The sequence below is a fragment of the Streptomyces sp. NPDC056061 genome (assembly GCF_042266885.1).
GTDB lineage: Bacteria > Actinomycetota > Actinomycetes > Streptomycetales > Streptomycetaceae > Streptomyces.
This window is the reverse complement of the sequence record NZ_JBHJWQ010000024.1, coordinates 101658-118775: the sequence shown is the minus strand read 5'-3', so window position 1 is coordinate 118775 and position 17118 is coordinate 101658. Positions and strand designations below refer to the sequence as shown.

10 protein-coding genes are annotated in these 17118 nt (G+C 73.2%); 6 read left to right on the top strand and 4 right to left on the bottom strand.

The annotated features are described in order from the left end of the window. Window positions 1–90: 90 nt before the first annotated feature. Together ACFC79_RS28360 and ACFC79_RS28355 are read right to left on the bottom strand one after the other, a co-directional pair. Window positions 91–870 carry an ABC transporter ATP-binding protein gene (locus ACFC79_RS28360; protein WP_376245685.1) on the bottom strand — a complete coding sequence of 260 codons (780 nt, stop codon included), beginning with the start codon at window positions 868–870 and terminating at the stop codon, window positions 91–93. A gap of 28 nt (window positions 871–898) precedes the next feature. Then, window positions 899–1840 (bottom strand): ABC transporter permease, encoded by a 942-nt coding sequence (locus tag ACFC79_RS28355; protein ID WP_376245682.1) that lies wholly within the window; start codon window positions 1838–1840, stop codon window positions 899–901. 261 nt (window positions 1841–2101) lie between these two features. Between ACFC79_RS28355 and ACFC79_RS28350 the strand changes: the two genes are divergently transcribed. Next, window positions 2102–2707 carry a TetR/AcrR family transcriptional regulator gene (locus ACFC79_RS28350; RefSeq protein WP_376245615.1) on the top strand — a complete coding sequence of 202 codons (606 nt, stop codon included), beginning with the start codon at window positions 2102–2104 and terminating at the stop codon, window positions 2705–2707. A 114-nt stretch (window positions 2708–2821) separates the two neighbouring features. Here ACFC79_RS28350 and ACFC79_RS28345 read toward each other — a convergent pair whose 3' ends face one another. Next, window positions 2822–3829 (bottom strand): FAD-dependent oxidoreductase, encoded by a 1008-nt coding sequence (locus tag ACFC79_RS28345; protein WP_376245612.1) that lies wholly within the window; start codon window positions 3827–3829, stop codon window positions 2822–2824. Window positions 3830–3967: 138 nt separating this feature from the next. Further along, window positions 3968–7483, bottom strand: a complete 3516-nt coding sequence (locus tag ACFC79_RS28340) for a CDP-glycerol glycerophosphotransferase family protein (RefSeq protein ID WP_376245609.1) — start codon at window positions 7481–7483, stop codon at window positions 3968–3970. 265 nt (window positions 7484–7748) lie between these two features. Here ACFC79_RS28340 and ACFC79_RS28335 point away from each other — a divergent pair, with 265 nt between their 5' ends. The 5 genes from ACFC79_RS28335 to ACFC79_RS28315 all read left to right on the top strand — a co-directional run bounded on the left by ACFC79_RS28335 (window position 7749) and on the right by ACFC79_RS28315 (window position 17097). Continuing rightward, a complete protein-coding gene (locus tag ACFC79_RS28335) occupies window positions 7749–9851 on the top strand; it encodes a CDP-glycerol glycerophosphotransferase family protein (protein WP_376245606.1) in 2103 nt (700 codons plus the stop codon). Between the two features lie 145 nt (window positions 9852–9996). Beyond that, window positions 9997–13638, top strand: a complete 3642-nt coding sequence (locus ACFC79_RS28330; protein ID WP_376245604.1) for a CDP-glycerol glycerophosphotransferase family protein — start codon at window positions 9997–9999, stop codon at window positions 13636–13638. Between the two features lie 111 nt (window positions 13639–13749). After that, window positions 13750–14994: a hypothetical protein gene (locus tag ACFC79_RS28325; protein WP_376245602.1), complete on the top strand. Its 1245-nt coding sequence runs from the start codon at window positions 13750–13752 to the stop codon at window positions 14992–14994. Between the two features lie 98 nt (window positions 14995–15092). Then, window positions 15093–16607, top strand: a complete 1515-nt coding sequence (locus ACFC79_RS28320; protein WP_376245599.1) for a methyltransferase domain-containing protein — start codon at window positions 15093–15095, stop codon at window positions 16605–16607. 115 nt (window positions 16608–16722) lie between these two features. Continuing rightward, complete coding sequence (locus ACFC79_RS28315) at window positions 16723–17097, top strand: hypothetical protein (RefSeq protein WP_376245596.1); 375 nt, start codon at window positions 16723–16725, stop codon at window positions 17095–17097. Window positions 17098–17118: the final 21 nt, after the last annotated feature.

The window sequence follows — 17118 nt, the reverse complement described above, 5'->3', positions numbered from 1 at the left end:
TCGTTGGGGCCGTCGGTGGCCCCCCTTTGGTTCCCCCTTGTAACGGGGGGGGGGGGTCACCCCGAAACCGCGTTCCCCGCCCCGCCCCGCTCATTTCCCCCGGGAATTGAACTTCTCGTACGTGGCGACCACCTCGTCCGCCGGGCCGTCCATCCGCAGCGTCCCCGCCTCCAGCCAGATCGCCCGTTCGCAGGTGTCGGTGATCGTCTTGTTGCTGTGGCTGACCAGGAAGACCGTGCCCGCCTCCTTGCGCAGTTCGACGATCCGCTCCGCGCTGCGCCGCTGGAACTTGGCATCGCCGGTGGACAGCGCCTCGTCGATCAGGAGAACGTCGTGGCTCTTGGCCGCCGCGATCGAGAACCGCAGCCGGGCCCCCATGCCGGAGGAGTACGTCCGCATCGGCAGGGTGATGAAGTCGCCCTTCTCGTTGATGCCGGAGAAGTCGACGATGTCCTGGTAGCGCTCGCGGATCTCCTCGCGCGACATGCCCATCGCGAGGCCGCCGAGCACCACGTTGCGCTCCCCGGTCAGATCGCCCATCAGCGCCGCGTTCACGCCCAGCAGCGACGGCTGGCCCTGGGTGAGCACGCGGCCCCTGGTCACGGGCAGCAGGCCGGCGATCGCCTTCAGCAGCGTCGACTTGCCCGAGCCGTTGGAGCCGATCAGGCCGATGGCCTCGCCCCGGTACGCGGCGAAGCTCACGCCCTTCACGGCGTGCACCTCGCGCACTCCGGGGGCCTGCCGGCGCGAGACGATCCGGCTGAGCGCCGAGGTGGCGCTGCCCCTGCCGGTGCGGGCGCCGTTGACCTTGTAGGTGATGTGCACCTCGTCCGCGACGACGGTCGGCACCCGCTCGTCGCCGCCGGTCATGCCGTTGTCGCCGTTGGTGCCGTTGTGCTCAGCCACGTCCGTACCGCTCCTCCGCCTGCCAGAAGTACACGAAACCCCCGACGCCGCACACCAGCGCCCAGCCCGCGGCGATCACCCACACGTGCGGCGGCAGATGCGAGGCGCCGAAGCTGTCGATGAGCGCGAACCGCATCAGGTCGATGAAGACTGCCGCCGGATTGCACTCCAGCATCACCACCACGTAGTGCGGGACCCGGTCCCCCTTGAGCATCTGGTCGACGCTCCACATGACGCCCGAGGCGTACATCCAGGTGCGCAGGATGAACGGCATCAGCTGCGCGATGTCCGGGGTACGGGCGGTGAGCCGGGCCACCGCCATGGAGACGCCTGTGTTGAACACGGCCTGGAGGAACAGCGCCGGGACCGCCAGCAGCCAGGACGGCTTGGGGAACTGCCCGAACCCCACCAGGATCAGCACCAGCGCGCCCAGCGAGAACAGCAGTTGCTGGAGCTGCTGGAGGGCCAGCGCGATCGGCAGCGAGGCACGCGGGAAGTGCAGTGCCCGGACCAGCCCTATGTTGCCGGTGATCGCGCGGGTGCCCGCGGTGATCGAGCTGCTGGTGAAGGTCCAGATGAACACGCCGGTGACGAGGAAGGGGATGAAGTCCTCGACGTTGCGCTTGGTGTTCATCAGCACGCCGAAGATGAAGTAGTAGACCGTCGCGTTCAGCAGCGGGGTCATGATCTGCCAGATCTGGCCGAGCTTCGCCTGGCTGTACTGGGCGGTCAGCTTGGCCGTGGCGAACGCCGTGATGAAGTGCCGCCGGTCCCACAGTTGCCGGAGGTAGGCGCTCAGCGAGGGCCGGGCCCCGCTGGTGGTCAGTCCGTGCCGGGCGGCGAGCGCGGCGAGCTCACCCGGCGCGTACGCCGGGAAGTGCGCGGGCGCGGAGGTGTCGGCCGGGGCCGCTGGGGTTGTTGTCTGGCTCACCACGATCGCTTTCGACGGCAGGGCGGGGACGCGGGACACGGGACGGTCGGCGGCACGAACCTCCGACGGCACGGAATCTCCGACGGGATACGGGACGGACCCCCGACCGGTCGGCTCCCCGACGGGGTGGCCTCCCGGAGGGAGACGGGGCTGCCGACAGGGACGGGCCTTCGACGGGACGGGACCGTATCGTCGCAACGCCGAGGGTAGGGCGTGATCACGTCGCAACGCAACCGTTTCGTCGTGCCGGACTATGATTCGGCCATGACCACCGATCCGGGAACCCGCCGCCGCGCCCCCGCCGGAGCCGCCGTGCTCCGTGAGGACGTCACCGACGCGATCCGCAGTGCGGTCTTCGAGGAACTTGCCGCCGTGGGCTTCGCACGGATGTCGATCGAGGGCATCGCCCGGCGGGCGGGCGTCGGCAAGACCGCGGTCTACCGGCGCTGGAAGTCCAAGCTGGCCCTGGTGCTCGATCTGGTCTCCGCCGTCGCCGTCCAGGGCATGCCGGCCCCGGCCACCGGTTCGCTGCACGGCGACGTCCGCGCCGTGCTGGAGCTCGCCTCCTACGCCCTGCGCCATCCGGTCGCCTCACAGGTCATCCCGGACCTGCTGGTGGAGGCGGCGCGCAGTCCGGAGATCGCCGACACGATCAAGGCCGCCCTGCTGGACCCGCAGCAGGGCATCGCGGCCGTGGTCGTGCGCGACGCGGTGGCGCGCGGCGAACTGCCCGAGGACAGCGATCCGGACCGGGCGCTGGACCTGATCGTCGGCCCGCTCTACTGGCGCCTCGCCGTCGTCCGCACCCCGCTGCCCGCGGGCTACCTCGACGACCTGGCGTCCTCGGCGGTCGCGGCGCTCAAGAGCTGAGACCGCCGCGGGGCCGCCGGGTGCTCGGGGCGGCGGGCGACGGCCGGTGGCCGGTGGCCGGTGTTCGGAGTCCGGTTCCCGGCCAGGTGCCGACGGGGACGGCCCGTCGGCCGGTTACGCGTTCGTGGCTCCGGTATCGGCCCCGGCCCCGATGTCCGTCCCGGCGAGCAGGTCCCGTTCCGCGTAGTAGGCGCGCAGTGCGGCCTCGCTGCCCGAGCCCATGGCCGTCATGATCCGTTGGAATCGGGCGGACCGCAGGTCGCCCGCCACGACGACGCGGGGATGCTGGGCGCCCGGCGGGCAGTAGCCGTCCGCGCCCCGGACGAGATCGCCGGGCGGGGCGGTGGGCGCGCTGCCGATGCTGAGGTACGCGGCATCCGCCGTGACCGTGCGCCGTGTGCCGTCCCGCCCCACCGTCGCGGCCGTTGTCCCGCCCCCCTTCGGGACGTGCAGGGTCAGACGGGCCACGGGGAGCAGCGTGACGCGGGGGTCGTCGCGGGTCTCCTCCATCTTGTAGTTGTCGCTCTCCGGGTGGGCCACCAGCAGGCGGGTCCCGGTGTCCGGGTGGGCCCGCAGGAAGGTGCCGATCGGGCGGTCGCCGCCGAGGACGAGAAGGGTGCGGCCCTCGGCGTCGTCCGCGTCCGCCCGCCAGAGCGGGGGCAGGTCCAGGCCGTCGGGGGCGGTGATCCACGGGACGTCATGGGGCCGGAGCGGACCGACGCCGGTGGCGACGACCGCGTAGGGGGCGGTCAGTCGGGCGTCGGTGTCCAGCGTGACCGTGACACGCCTGTCGTCGGCGCGGAGTTCGGTGGCGCGGCGGCCGAGTTCCAGGCGGCACGACTCCGTGCTCCTCAGCTCCGCGGTGATGGCGTCGGCGAGCCCGGGGCCGTCGGTATGGCCGCCGAGGACGTTGTTCAGGACCGGGATGCGGTACAGGTTGCGGCACAGCGTGTCCGGCTCGATCAGCACCGAGCGCATGCCGACGCCCGCGGCCGTGCGAGCGGCGGCGCAGCCTGCGGGGCCGCCGCCGATCACGATCAGGTCGGTGTCGGTGTCGGTGTCGGTGTCGGTGCCGGTGCCGGGGGCGACCGGCGAGCCGGTGGGGGACGGTGTGTCGGCCATGGGGGTCATTCCAGCACCGCTCATCCGCCGCCGTGCACCCCTGTCGCGTTCCCGGCCCGGAGACTTCGGCGACGGCGTCGGCCTCCGGCCCGCGCCCGCCCGCCACGGATTACGGGACGGCCCCGGCTCACCGGGCCGTCACCCCTCGGCCAGCATCCGGTCCGCCACCCGGGCCGCCGCGCGGCCGTCGTCGAGGTCGCAGAAGTCCCGGCGGAAGCTCGCGTACGCCTGCGCGTACCGGGCCGCCGACGCGGCAAGGGTGCCGGCGTCGCGCAGCACCGCGGCGATGTCGTCGGTACGGGCGAGCAGCGGGCCCGGGGCCCTGGCCTCGAAGTCCAGGCAGAAACCGCGCACCGTGTCGCGGTAGTGCGCCAGGTCGTGGCTGTGGAAGAGCATCGGGCGGCCGGTGTGCGCGAAGTCGAACATCACCCCGGAGTAGTCCGTCACCAGCACATCGGCGATCAGCAGCAGTTCCGCGGTGTCCGGGTGCGCCGACACGTCGCGCACGCCGTGTTCCTCGGGCACGCTTCCGGCGGCCCGGGGGTGGCGTCGCACCAGCAGGGTGTGGCCGTCGCCCTGGGACCGGGCCAGTGCTGCCAGGTCGAGCGCCGGGTCCCAGCGGTACCGCGGGTGGACGTCGTCGGCGCCGGACGGGTGGGCCAGGTGGTCGCGGTAGGTCGGCGCGTACAGGACGACCCGGCGGCCGTCCGGGATGCCGAGCCTGCGCCGTACCCGCTCGGCGGTCTTGGCCCGGTCGGCGGAGAACAGCAGGTCGTTGGCGGGCGAGCCCACCTCCAGGACCTCGCCGTGGTAGCCGAGCGCGCGGCGCAGCACCGGGGTCGAGCGGCGGCTCGGGGAGACCAGGAACGACCACTGGGCCGCCCGGTGGGGGAGTGAGGCGTGCGACTGGTGGTCGGCGTACAGGGTGTCGCGGAGGTCGGCGCCGAAGCGGCCGAGCGGGGTGCCGTGCCAGGTCTGCACCACGGTCTGGCCGGGCCGCCGCTCGAACCACTCGGGCAGCTGGCCGGCGGCGACGATCAGGCGGGACCGGGCCAGCGCCTCGTGCCAGGCGGCGCTCCGCTCGACGACCGGGGTGGCGGAGGGCGGGACGTGGCCGTGGAGTCCGTCGGTGACCCACAGGTGCTCCGACGCCACGCCCCGGCGCACGAGTTCGGCGTGCACGGCGCGCGGCGAGCCGCCGCCGGTGTAGAGAACGGCGTCCCGCAGCGGCAGCGCGCGTCGCGCCGGGTAGTGCGTGGAGCGCAGTTCGGCCCGGCGGTACGCGCCCCGCTCGGCGACGGGGAGTACCGGACCGGCCCACAGGGTCATCCGGTCGCCGAACCGGCGCTCCAGGGCGAACTCCCGGCCGAACGAGGGGGCGTCGATGCCGATGCGGGGCGGCGGGAGCCGGACGCCGAGCGTGGTCGGCACCCGGACCGGTCGGCCGCCCAGCCGGGCCTCCCAGTGCCCCTCGGACAGCCCCGCCGCCACCGAGGGCGCCAGGAACGCGGTGAAACGGCGCCCCTCGTAGGCCCCGGCCGCCCTCTCCCCGTAGGTTCCCGCTCCCGTGCGCGGTGCGGCGTGGGTCACCGGGACGGTCACCGTCTCGCGCAGCGTCTCGTGCCGCAGGACCAGGCGGGCCGGTCCGTCGCCCTGCCGCATCGCCGTCCCGGCGCCGGTGACCCCCTCGACCCGCAGCGCGCCCTCCGCCGTCCATACGGCGGTGTCCACGAACGGCTGCCCGCTCAGGTCCAGCACCAGCTCGCCCGCCGCGTCGGCCACCACCGGCGGTGCCGGGTCCGGGGCCGCGGCGAGCGGCACCCGCGACCCGTCCGCCAGCACCAGCCGCACCCGCCACCGTGCGCCGGGCTCCGGCTCCACCTCGCGCGGCGCCCGGTGCGGTGCCGCCGGAGCGGCGGCCATCTGGGCGAGGTCGGCGAGCGGGATCCGCACCGTGAACCGGTCGTCCGCCCGGCACTCGACCGGGTGGCCGAACTCCTGGTCCGTCACTCCGTCGCAGGTCAGCACCACGGCCCTCGGCCGGGCCCCCGCGTACAGCCTGCCGGTCAGTTCCAGTTCCTCGCCGAAGCGGCGGCCCTCGCACCGGGCCGGCAGTCGGGTCAGGGACAGCCGGAGCCGTCCGCCCCGGTAGTCGAGCACCGCCCGCCGCCCGTCGCCCAGGTCGTGGACGAGCGGCTGCACGGCCCCCGCCTCCACCGCCCGGACGGCCACCCGGCGGACCGTCCCGTGGGCGGCCACCATGACCCCCACCATCCACTCGCCGTCCCGCAGCCGACGCGGATCGAGCGTCAACTCGAAGCCGGAATGTTCGTAATCATGCAGCTCCTGACCGGAGTTGATGGTTGCCTCGGGTGACGGAACGTTTCGCATCGGTACCGTGCGCAGGTGCCTGCCCCGGACCGAACGCACCATGCCCATCTTCAGCGAGTGCCGCGGCGATCCGGCCGGCAGATTGCGGATGTACGCGTAGCCGCGCAGCCGCAGTTTCCCGTCGTCGTCCCAGCGTGCTCCCGACAGCCGCGCCACCGCCGGGAGATCGGAACGGGAGACGCGCGCGAGGTCCGGCAGGCCCGGGAAACCCGCCTGCCGCAGCCCCGGCACGCCACCGACCACGAACGTTCCGGCGCCGTTGGCCCGTTCGAAGGTCAGCACGGACACCAGGTCCGCGAGCCTGCGCTCCCGCACCAGCCGCCACTTGAACCGCAGCTCCACCGGCAGTTCTTCGAGCGCGTCCCTGCCCGGCACGTCCATCCGCTCCATCCGGTCCAGGAACGCGCCCGCGCCCGCCATGAACGCCTCCCGGTACGCGGGCCCGCCGGAGGCGAGCCCCTCCAGGAAGTACACGAAGTCGTCGCGCAGGCAGGACAGGTCGTACCGCCGCCGTGCCCCGGAGTTCGCCCTCCCGCCCCGGCCCGAGAGGAACGCGCTGACCTGCTCGCACATCGCGATCCGGTCCCGGACGCCCCGCACGTCCGTGCGCCGCCGGGTGATCGACCCCTCCCGCACGCGCCAGTAGTAGACGTGCTCGGGCAGGACGTCGACCGAGCCCGCGAGGTAGTGCGCCGGGATCACCACCGGGGTGTCCTCGTAGAGCCGCCCCTCCGGGAAGGCGAAGGCGTGCTGGTCCCAGAAGGAGCGCCGGAACACCTTGTTCCAGGCGACCCGGTCGGTCAGCAGGCGAGGATCGCGGCTGATGTGTGTGCGGGCCCGGTAGGCGGTCAGCCAGCGGTACTGCCACGCCTGCTGACGCCCCTGCTCGTTCAGCCGCCACACGTTGCCGGTCGCGAGATCGGAACCCGTCGACTCCAGCGAGGCCAGCATCCGCGCGAAGGCGTCGTGGACGACGACGTCGTCGCTGTCGACGAACGCGAGGTACGGCACGTCCGGTGTGGTGAGCCGCACCCCGGTGTTGCGGGCGGCGCTCAGCCCGGCGTTGTCCTGGCGCACGTAGCGGAAGCGGCGGTCACGGGCGGCGAAGTCCTCGGCGATGGCCGTGCTGTCGTCCGTCGAGCCGTCGTCGACGAGGACCACCTCGACGGCGCCGACCGACTGCCCGGCCACCGACCGCAGACAATCCTCCAGGTGGTCCTCGACGTTGTGGACCGGGACGACGACACTGAGGCGCGGCTTCATGCCCGCTCAACCGGGTCGAACGCCACGGGTCACCGGCACTGCCCCGATCGGGTGAACGGCGGACGCGGCGGACGGCCGGTCGCGGGTGTTCGACCGCCCGTCACGGACCGGAGGACACCCCGGTTCCCGGCCGTGCCCGAACAGGGGAGAACCCCTCCGCCGGCGCCGGACGCCGCTCCCGTTCCCACGGCTCGTCGTGGGAACGGGAGTTACGGCCCGGGGAGCCTGCTCCCCGCTGCTCCCCAGGCCGTTATCCTCGGCTGCCATGCTCCTCAGCGTCGTCGTCCCCGTCCACCGCGCCCAGGGATACCTCAGAGCCACCCTGGAATCCGTGCTCGGCCAGGGGCCGGACGGTCCGGACGTGCTCGTCGTCGACGACGCGTCGCGGGACGGCAGCGCCCTGATCGCCGCCGAGTTCGCCGCCCGCGACCCGCGGGTCCGGGTGCTCAGCCTCCCCGAGCACCGCGGCGCCGGTTGGGCCCGCAACGCCGGGGCGGCCGAGGCGCGCGGGCGGTACCTGCTCTTCCTCGACGGCGACGCGCTGCTGCGCCCCGGCGCGCTGGAGGCGATGACCGGGCGGCTGGACGGGGGCGGACCGGACGTGCTCCTGCTCGGGCACGACCGGATCGACTGGTGGGGCGAGGTCGTCGCCCCGGAGCCCGGCCCCGGGGACGCCGGCGGGGCCGGGCGCGGGGAGTCGGCTCCGCGGCGGGGGACGGCGACCCGGGAGCCGGCGCCGCGCACGGCGTCCGGCCTCGTGCGCGACGGCCTGTCCACCGCCGTCCCGCGCCTGTTCCGCCGCTCCTTCTGGACCACCCACGGCCTGCACTTCACCGACGGCCCGTACGAGGACGTCCTCCCCTGCCTGCGCGCCACACTCCTCGCCGCCGACGCGGGCACCCTCGACGCCCTCGACCGGATCTGCGTCCGTCATCGCCTGCGGCGCGGCGGCACCTTCGCCACCACCCCCGGGCGCGACCACTTCGCGGTCCTCGACGCCTACGAACGGCTGCGCGCCGGGACCGGACACGACCCGCGGATCGAGGAGGCGCGCGTCCGCCACCTGAGCGCCGTCCGCGACGACCCCGGCCGGATCGCCCCCGCGGACCGCGCCGCCTTCCACCGCGCCGCCGCCCTCCCCGGCAGCTACGCCGCCCACCGCGCCCAGGAGACCGCCCGCACCGCCCGCACCCGCACCCGGGCCGCGCTGCGGGCCCGCAAGAAGACGCTGCGGGCCCGTGTCATGCGAGCCGCCTACCGCACCGACCTGCACCGCCCGCTGGACCCGAACCTCGCGGTGTACGGCGCCTACTGGAACCGCGGCGTCGCCTGCAACCCGGCCGCCATCCACGCCAAGGCCCTCGAACTCGCCCCGCACGTCCGGGGCGTCTGGGCCGTCTCCTCCCGTCACCTCGACCGCATGCCCCCCGGCGTCCCGTACGTCATCGAGGGCTCCCGCGCCTACTGGCGGGCCATGGCGAGCGCCACGTACCTGATCAACAACTCCAGTTTCCCCGGCGGGTTCACCAAGCGCCCCGGCCAGCGCTACCTCCAGACCCACCACGGCACCCCGCTGAAGACCATGGGCCTGGACCAGCGCGCCTACCCCGCCCTCACCCGGGGCGCCGGCCTGGAACGGATCGTCGCGCACGCCGACCAGTGGGACTTCTCGCTCTCCGCCAACCCGCACACCACCGAGATCTGGGACCGGGTCTACCCGTCCGGCTACGAGCACCTGAACCTCGGCTACCCGCGCAACGACGTCTACTTCACCGCCGGACCCGAACGGGCCGCCGAGATCCGCCGCAGCCTCGCGATCGACCCGGACCGCACCGTCCTGCTGTACGCGCCCACCCACCGCGACTACCGCAAGGGCTTCCTCCCCCCGGTCGACCTGGACCGGCTGACCCGCGAACTCGGGCCGCGGTACGTGGTGCTGGTACGGGCGCACTACTTCTACGGCCGCTCGGCGCACCTGGCCGCCGACACCCGGGTGCGGGACGTGACCGGGCATCCGTCCGTCGAGGAACTCTGCCTGGCCTCCGACGCGTTGATCACCGACTACTCGTCGCTGATGTTCGACTACGCCTGCCTGGACCGCCCGATCATCACCCACGCCCCGGACTGGGCCGCCTACCGGGCCTCCCGCGGCACGTACTTCGACCTGCTCTCCGGCCGCCCCGGTGACACCCCGGGCGCGGTCACCACCACCGACGACGAACTGCTGGAGACGCTGCGCGGCGGCGAGTGGCGCTCGGCGGAGGCGGCCCGGCTGCGGTCCGCGTTCCGGGAGCGCTTCTGCCCGTACGACGACGGGCACGCGGCCGAGCGCGTGGTGCGGCGGCTGTTCCTGGACGAGGGCGCGTAAGTACCGTCCCGTGCTCCCGAACGGCGGTGCGTAAGCACGGTGCGGGCGATGTCATCCGTTCGGGAGAGCGCGCGACCGGTGACCCCGGCGCGCCCTTGCGGTTGAGCCGTACGCACAGTCAGGCCCCGATGAAGGACGTCCCGCCATGCCGCCACGGCTCAGTGTCGTCGTACCCGTCCACAACATGGAGCTCTACCTGACGGACTGCCTGAAGTCCCTCGCGGAGCAGACCATGACCGACCTGGAGGTGGTGATGGTCGACGACGGATCCACCGACGGCAGTGCGGCCGTGGCCACCGGATTCGCCGCCCGGGACAGCCGGTTCCGGCTCGTCAGCCAGGCGAACGGCGGCCTCGGGCACGCCCGCAACACCGGGGTCCGGCACTGCCACCCCGGCGCCCGCAACCTCGCCTTCGCCGACAGCGACGACGTGCTCCCGCCCCACGCGTACGAACTCCTCCTCGCGGCCCTGGACGAGACCGGCTCGGACTTCGCGTCCGGCAACGTGCTGCGGCTGAAGCCCTCCGGGAAGCTCCAGCAGTCGCCCAACTTCCGCAAACCGATGGCGACGACCCGGCTGCGCACCCACATCACCCGCGACTGGGACCTCGCCGCCGACCGGATCGCCTGCAACAAGGTCTTCCGCCGCTCCTTCTGGGACGAGCACGCCTTCGCCTTCCCCGTCGGCGCGCTCTACGAGGACGTGCCGGTCATCCTGCCCGCCCACTTCCTGGCCCGCTCCGTCGACGTGCTGAACGACACCGTCTACCACTGGCGCGAGCGCGCCGGCTCGATCACCTCCCGCCGCGCCGTCGTCCGCGGCGTCCAGGACCGGGCCACGCACGTCCTCGGCGTCTCGGCCTTCCTGGACGAGCACCGCGGCGCCGCCGACAAACGGCGCTACGACGAACACGTCCTCGCCAACGACCTGTGGTACTTCATGGAGGCGCTGCCCGACGGGGACGAGGAATACCGGCGGGCCTTCCTCACGTACGCCAACGAGTTCACCGACCAGGTCGACCCCGCGGTCCTGGACGCGCTCCCGCTGCGGCTGCGGCTGATGTGGTACCTGGCGCGCGAACGCCGGACGGACGAACTGCTGGCGCTGCTCGCCCACGACCGGGCCGAACCCGGCGCCTTCGCGGTCCGGGGCGTGCGCCGGCGCAGCGCCTCCGTCCCGGTGCTCACCGCCCCGGTGCCGCCCCGGGTGCTGCGGGTCACCGAACGGGACCTGCCGCTCACCGCCCGGCTGCGGGACGCCCGGTGGCGCGACGGCAGGCTGCACCTGTCCGGGTACGCCTACATCCGGAACCTGCCCGCCGCCTCGCGCGGCAGCGAGTTCCGGGCCGGCTGGCTGCGGGCCGGGCGCCGCCACCTGGTGCCGCTGCGGCTGCGCACCGTGGTCGACCCCGAGGCCACCGCCCGTTCCCGGCAGAGCCTGCACGACTACGACCGGTCCGGATTCGAGACCGTCGTCGACCCGGCCCGGCTGCGCATCGACGCCACCGACGGACCCGAACGCCTCACCTGGCGGGCGGAGATCGGCATCGCCGGGCACGGCATGCTGCGCCGCTCCGGCCTCTCGACGAACGAGGCGGCGGCCCCGCCGCCGGTGCACCGGCCCGACGGCGACCACCGCATCGTGCCCGCCTTCGAGGGCGGCACACTGGTGCTGCACGCCGAGCGCATCGACGCCCGCTTCGAGTCGCACCGGGCGCGCGACACGGGCGACGGGACGGCCGGTGTGGTGATCGACGGCATGGTCCGTGCCCGCAGCGGCGGGGGACCGCTGCGCCTCTCCCTCACCCACCGCCCCTCCGGAACGTCCTTCGACTGCCCGGTGACGGTGCACGCGGACGCCGGGTTCCCGGCGGCGCGGTGGCGGCGCTTCACGGCCGACATCCCGCTCGCCGCCTTCGCCGGGGCCCGGCGGGCGGCGGGCGGCGGGACGACGCCCGCGCACATTCCCTACAGCCTGCACCTCGTCGGGCCGGACGGGCGCAGGACACCGATCGACGTACCGGGGCCGGTCCTCCCGGGCCGCTATCCGCTGGACGCGGACGTCCGAGAAGACGGGGACGCGGGCGGGAAGGGGGAGGGGGAGGAGGACGGCGACGCGGGCGTGCGGCGCGAGCTCGGGCTCACCGCGAGCTCGCGGGGCAACCTGCTGATCAGCGACCGCACCGTGCAGCCCGCCGCCGACCTGGCGACCTGGACGCACGACGGCCGCCTCGTCCTGGAGGGCACCTACCCCGACCGCCCGGGACGGCCCGTCGAACTGGTGGCCCGGCACGGCGGACACGACGAGGAGATCGTCCTCCCCGTGGCGTTCTCCGGGGAACCCGGGGCACGGCGCTTCCGGGCGACGCTCCGGCCCGACGCCGTCGACGGCCCCGGCGGCCCGCTCCCGCTGGGCCGGGGGCACTGGTACCTCTTCCTCCGCGAGCGGACCGCCGACGGCACCGGGGCGTACGAGGCCCCGCTGCGCATCCCGGCCGCCTCGCACCGCGCGCTCCCCGTCGCCCGCACTCTCGGCGGCCGGGAGTACACCGTCGAACGACGCTTCCACGACCAGCTGCTGATCGCCTCCGCACCGGTGCTCCCCGCCGCGGAACGCGGCCCGCGCGCCGGGCGGCTGCTGTGCGAGGCGTACCGGCGCCTGGGCACCGCGCCGCTGCGCGACACCGTGCTGTACAGCAGCTTCGACGGCCGCCAGTACTCCGATTCGCCACGCGCCGTCCACGAGGAGCTGGTCCGGCGCGGCGGCGAGCACGAGCACCTGTGGGTGGTTCGCGACCAGCAGGCACGTGTCCCGGACGGCGTCAGGGCCGTCGAACACGGTTCGGCCGCATGGCACGAGGCACTGGCGACCAGCCGGCACATCGTCACCAACACCCAGCTCCCCGAGTGGTTCGTGCGGCGCGACGGCCAGTTCGTCGTCCAGACCTGGCACGGCACTCCCCTCAAGCGGATCGGACTCGACCTCGCGGGCACTGCTCAGGCCAACGCCGCGTACATCGCCAGCATCGAGAGCCGCGCCCGCCAGTGGAGCGTCCTGGTCTCCCCGAACAGCTTCTCCACCCCCGTCCTGCGGCGCGCGTTCGGTTACGAGGGTGAGGTCCTGGAGTGCGGCTACCCCCGCACCGACCTGCTCCGCGCCCCGGACCGCACCAAGGTCGCCGCGGCCGTACGGGAGCGGCTCGGCATCCCCACGGACAAGCGGGTCGTGCTCTACGCCCCGACCTGGCGCGAGGACCGGCCGCAGGGCGACGGTCGCTACGCCCTCGATCTGCGGCTCGACCTTGCCGAGGCCGAGCGTGAACTCGGCGCCGACACCGTCCTGCTGGTACGCCGCCACTACCTCGTCGCCGACCGGCTCCCGGACTGCGGCACCGGCTTCGTCCGCGACGTCTCGCGCCACCCGGACGTCGGCGAACTGATGCTGATCAGCGACGCCCTGGTCACCGACTACTCCTCGCTGATGTTCGACTTCGCCCTCACCGGCCGCCCGATGCTGTTCCACACCCACGACCTGGCGCACTACCGCGACACCCTGCGCGGTTTCTGTTTCGATTTCGAGGCCCGCGCCCCCGGCCCGCTGATCCCCGACTCCGCCGCCCTCGTCGAGGCGCTGCGCGACCCGGTGCGCGCCACCGAGGCGCACGAGCGGGCGTACGAGGCGTTCCGCCGGGACTTCTGCGACCTCGACGACGGGCACGCCGCCGCGGCCGTCGCCGACCGCATGCTCCGGACGGACGGCCCGGTCACGAATGGCCCGTCCGAGTGATTCGGGAATGCGGATGCCTGCGTCGCTTTGCAGGGAATTGACACCTCGATACCTGTGCGTGCGCGCACCGTTGCATCACTCGGAGTCCTCGTGTTGCTACGTTCTGTATTCATGGGTATCCGAATGCGGTGCGTGACCCGGGACGTGCGGCGGGCGAGAACAGTGGTGCTCGCCGCCGCGGCCGTGGGTCTCCTCACCCGAATGCTGATCGCGGCGAACAAACCCGGTCCGGCCGACGTGCACATCTTCCGCGGTTTCGCCGAGGCCGTCGTGCGCCACGGCCCCATTCGGATCTACGAGCAGCCTTTGCCGGGACTGCCCGTCTACAACCATCCGCCGCTGGCCGGGTGGCTGCTGCTCGGCCTCCACGAACTCACCGAACTCGGAATTCCGTTCGGAATCCTGATCAGATCACCCGCCTCGATCGCCGATTTCTTCTGCGCGCTTCTCGTGTTCGAGATCGTGCGCCGCCGCGCCTCCCTCGGCGCGGCGGTCGCCTGCGGGGCGGGTGTCGCCCTGAGCCCCGTGCTGATCGCGACCTCCGGCTACCACGGCAACACCGACGCGGTCGCCATCACCTTCGCCCTGGCCGCCGCCCACCTCCTGGTGGACCGCAGGTCCCCGTCGGCCGCCGGAGTGGCCGCGGCGCTCTCGATCAGCGTCAAGTTCGTCCCGGTGGTGGCGATCCCGGCGCTGTTCGTCGTCGCGCTGCGGGCGGGCCGCCCGGCCCTGCTCCGGTTCACCGCGGGTTTCACCGCCCTGATCGCCCTCGTCTGGGGGCCCGTCCTGGTGACGGTGCCGGAGAACCTCATGGAGAACGTCCTGGAGTACGCGGGCGGCAGTTGGCGCCTCTGGGGCATCGTCCGGTTCGCCGACGTTCTCGGACTGCCGGATTCGTTCATCGCCTTCGTCCAGGGCGACGGCCATTTCCTGTTCGTGCTGGCCTGCGTGGCGGCCGGGGTGTGGCTGGCCCTGCTGCGGCCCGGCCAACTGCCGGTGATCGTCGGCTTCACGATGGGACTGCTGCTGCTCCTGTCCACCGCCTCCGCGCTCCAGTACCTGACCTGGGCGGCCGCAGGGCTCTTCGTCATCGGGTTCTGGGAGGGCGCCGCGTACAGCTGCCTGCTCGGCCTCACCGCCCTCCTCGGTTACCAGGGACGTTCCGCCGTGCGCTGGAGCGACCCGGTGCTGCACCTGGCCGAGGCCGGCTGGGCCGTCCTCGCCGTCGGCCTGGCCGTCGGGGTCCGCAGGATCCTCGCCGCCCCGCCGGTCCCGCCCCCGCGGGGCACCACCGAGGACCCGGCCGCGGTCGCCGCCCCCCGCTCCCCGCGGCCCACCGGCTCCCCCGTCGCGTGACCGCGCCACCGGGCGCCGGGCCGCCGCTCCCCGGACACCGGGCCCGCGATCACCGAACCACCCACCAGCGAGTACCGAGCACGACTGGAGAACGCCCCGTGACGGAAAGCCCGAGCCCCAGGATCGGCATCCTGGTGGTCGCGTACAACGCCGAGACGACACTGGAGCGGACCCTCGACCGCATCCCGGAGGACTTCCGGTCCAGGATCGCCGAGATCCTCATCCTCGACGACGCGAGCCACGACGCGACCTTCACCGCGGGCTGCCGCTGGTCGCAGACGGAGGGCATGCCGCGCACCGTCGTCATGCGGCACACCAAGAACCTCGGATACGGCGGGAACCAGAAGGCCGGATACGCCCTGGCCGCCGCACACGGACTCGACATCGTCGTGCTGCTGCACGGCGACGGGCAGTACGCCCCGGAATTCCTGCCCGACATGGTCGCACCGATCGAACGCGGCGAATGCGAGGCCGTGTTCGGCTCGCGCATGATGAAATCCGGATCTGCCCTCAGGGGCGGCATGCCGATGTACAAATGGCTCGGCAACCGCATTCTCACCCGCCTGGAGAACACTCTCCTCGGATCCCGGCTCACCGAATTCCACTCCGGATACCGCGCCTACAGCGTCGCCGCACTCAAGAGACTGCCGATCGACCGGAACACCGACGCGTTCGACTTCGACACCCAGATCATCGTCCAGTTGCTCGACGCCGGAATGCGGATCAGGGAGATCCCGGTCCCCACCTACTACGGCGACGAGATCTGCTACGTCAACGGCATGAAATACGCGAAGGACGTCGTCAAGGACGTCCTCGAATACCGGCTCGCCGTCAAGGGATTCGGCACCTGCCCGTGGATCCCCAAACCCGTCGAGTACGCGTTCAAGGAGGGCGACGGCTCCTCGCACGCCGTCATCCTGGAACGGATGCGCGGTATGCCGCCCGGCCGGGTCCTCGACCTCGGCTGCTCGGGCGGCCTGTTCGCCGAGCGTCTCGAAGCCCTCGGCCACGAGGTGACGGGCGTGGACTACGTCGAGGTGCCCGGCGTGCGCGAGAAGTGCACCCACTTCCACCTCGCCGACCTGGAGGCCGGACTGCCTGCGGCGATCGGCACCGACTACGACTACGTGGTCGCCGGTGACGTCATCGAGCACCTCTCCCGGCCCGAACGGGTGCTCGGCGAGATCGCCGGGGTGCTGCGGCCGGGCGGCAGGGTGCTGCTCTCCGTACCGAACTTCAGCCACTGGTACTCCCGGCTCCGGGTCGCGCTCGGGATCTTCGGCTACGACCGGCGCGGCATCCTCGACGAGACGCACCTGCGCTTCTTCACCCGGGCCAGCCTGCGCCGCACCGTCCGCGGTGCCGGGTACGACGTCCTGCACCTCGCGTCCACCGGGGCCCCGTTCTGGGCGCTGCTCGGCGGCGGGCCGCTCCCGGCGGTCCTGGGCGGGCTGTCGAAGCTGCTCACCCGGATCCGGCCGACGCTGTTCGGCTATCAGTACGTCGCCCTGCTCACCCCGCACGCGGCCGAGACGATCATCGCTGGAGAGCACGTCGATGTTCAGGACATCCTCAACCGACAGTACGTCCCCGCGGACCGGGTCGGGGTCTGAGCGGCCGACGCCCGAACCCGGCGGGGAGCGGCCGACGGCCTGCGAGGCCACCGTTCCCCGTCCCGCCCCCGCCCCGGCGTCCGGGACGCCGGGCGGCACAGTCAGGAGCAGGACCTTGACCCTCCCCAGTCTGATGCTGCTGCTGTTCGCCGTGTTCTCCTCGGCGGGCGGCCAGATCATGCTCAAGCACGGGATGAAGGGGGCCGCGGCCGCCGCCGCGCACGGCGGCGGATCCGTCGCCCTGCGCGCCGCGACCAGCCCCTGGGTGGTGCTCGGCCTCGTCGTCTTCGCGGTGTCGGCCGTCGCCTGGATGACCACTCTGGCGAAGGTCCCGCTGTCCATCGCCTACCCGTTCAACGCCCTCGGGTACCTGCTGATCGTGCTGGCCGGGGCGACCGTGCTGCACGAACGGACCTCGGTGTGGACCTGGGGCGGCTCGCTCCTCGTTGTCGTCGGCCTGGTCACGGTGATGGCAGGTCAGCAGCGTTGAGCGCGCGGCGCCGGACGGGCC

Bases quoted from the DNA above. Each gene is read 5' to 3' on its own strand.
- ACFC79_RS28345 (WP_376245612.1), bottom strand. From the start codon at position 3,829: ATGGCCGACACACCGTCCCCCACCGGCTCGCCGGTCGCCCCCGGCACC.
- ACFC79_RS28335 (WP_376245606.1), top strand. From the start codon at position 7,749: ATGCTCCTCAGCGTCGTCGTCCCCGTCCACCGCGCCCAGGGATACCTC.
- ACFC79_RS28350 (WP_376245615.1), top strand. From the start codon at position 2,102: ATGACCACCGATCCGGGAACCCGCCGCCGCGCCCCCGCCGGAGCCGCC.
- ACFC79_RS28330 (WP_376245604.1), top strand. From the start codon at position 9,997: ATGCCGCCACGGCTCAGTGTCGTCGTACCCGTCCACAACATGGAGCTC.
- ACFC79_RS28360 (WP_376245685.1), bottom strand. From the start codon at position 870: ATGACCGGCGGCGACGAGCGGGTGCCGACCGTCGTCGCGGACGAGGTG.
- ACFC79_RS28340 (WP_376245609.1), bottom strand. From the start codon at position 7,483: ATGAAGCCGCGCCTCAGTGTCGTCGTCCCGGTCCACAACGTCGAGGAC.
- ACFC79_RS28325 (WP_376245602.1), top strand. From the start codon at position 13,750: ATGGGTATCCGAATGCGGTGCGTGACCCGGGACGTGCGGCGGGCGAGA.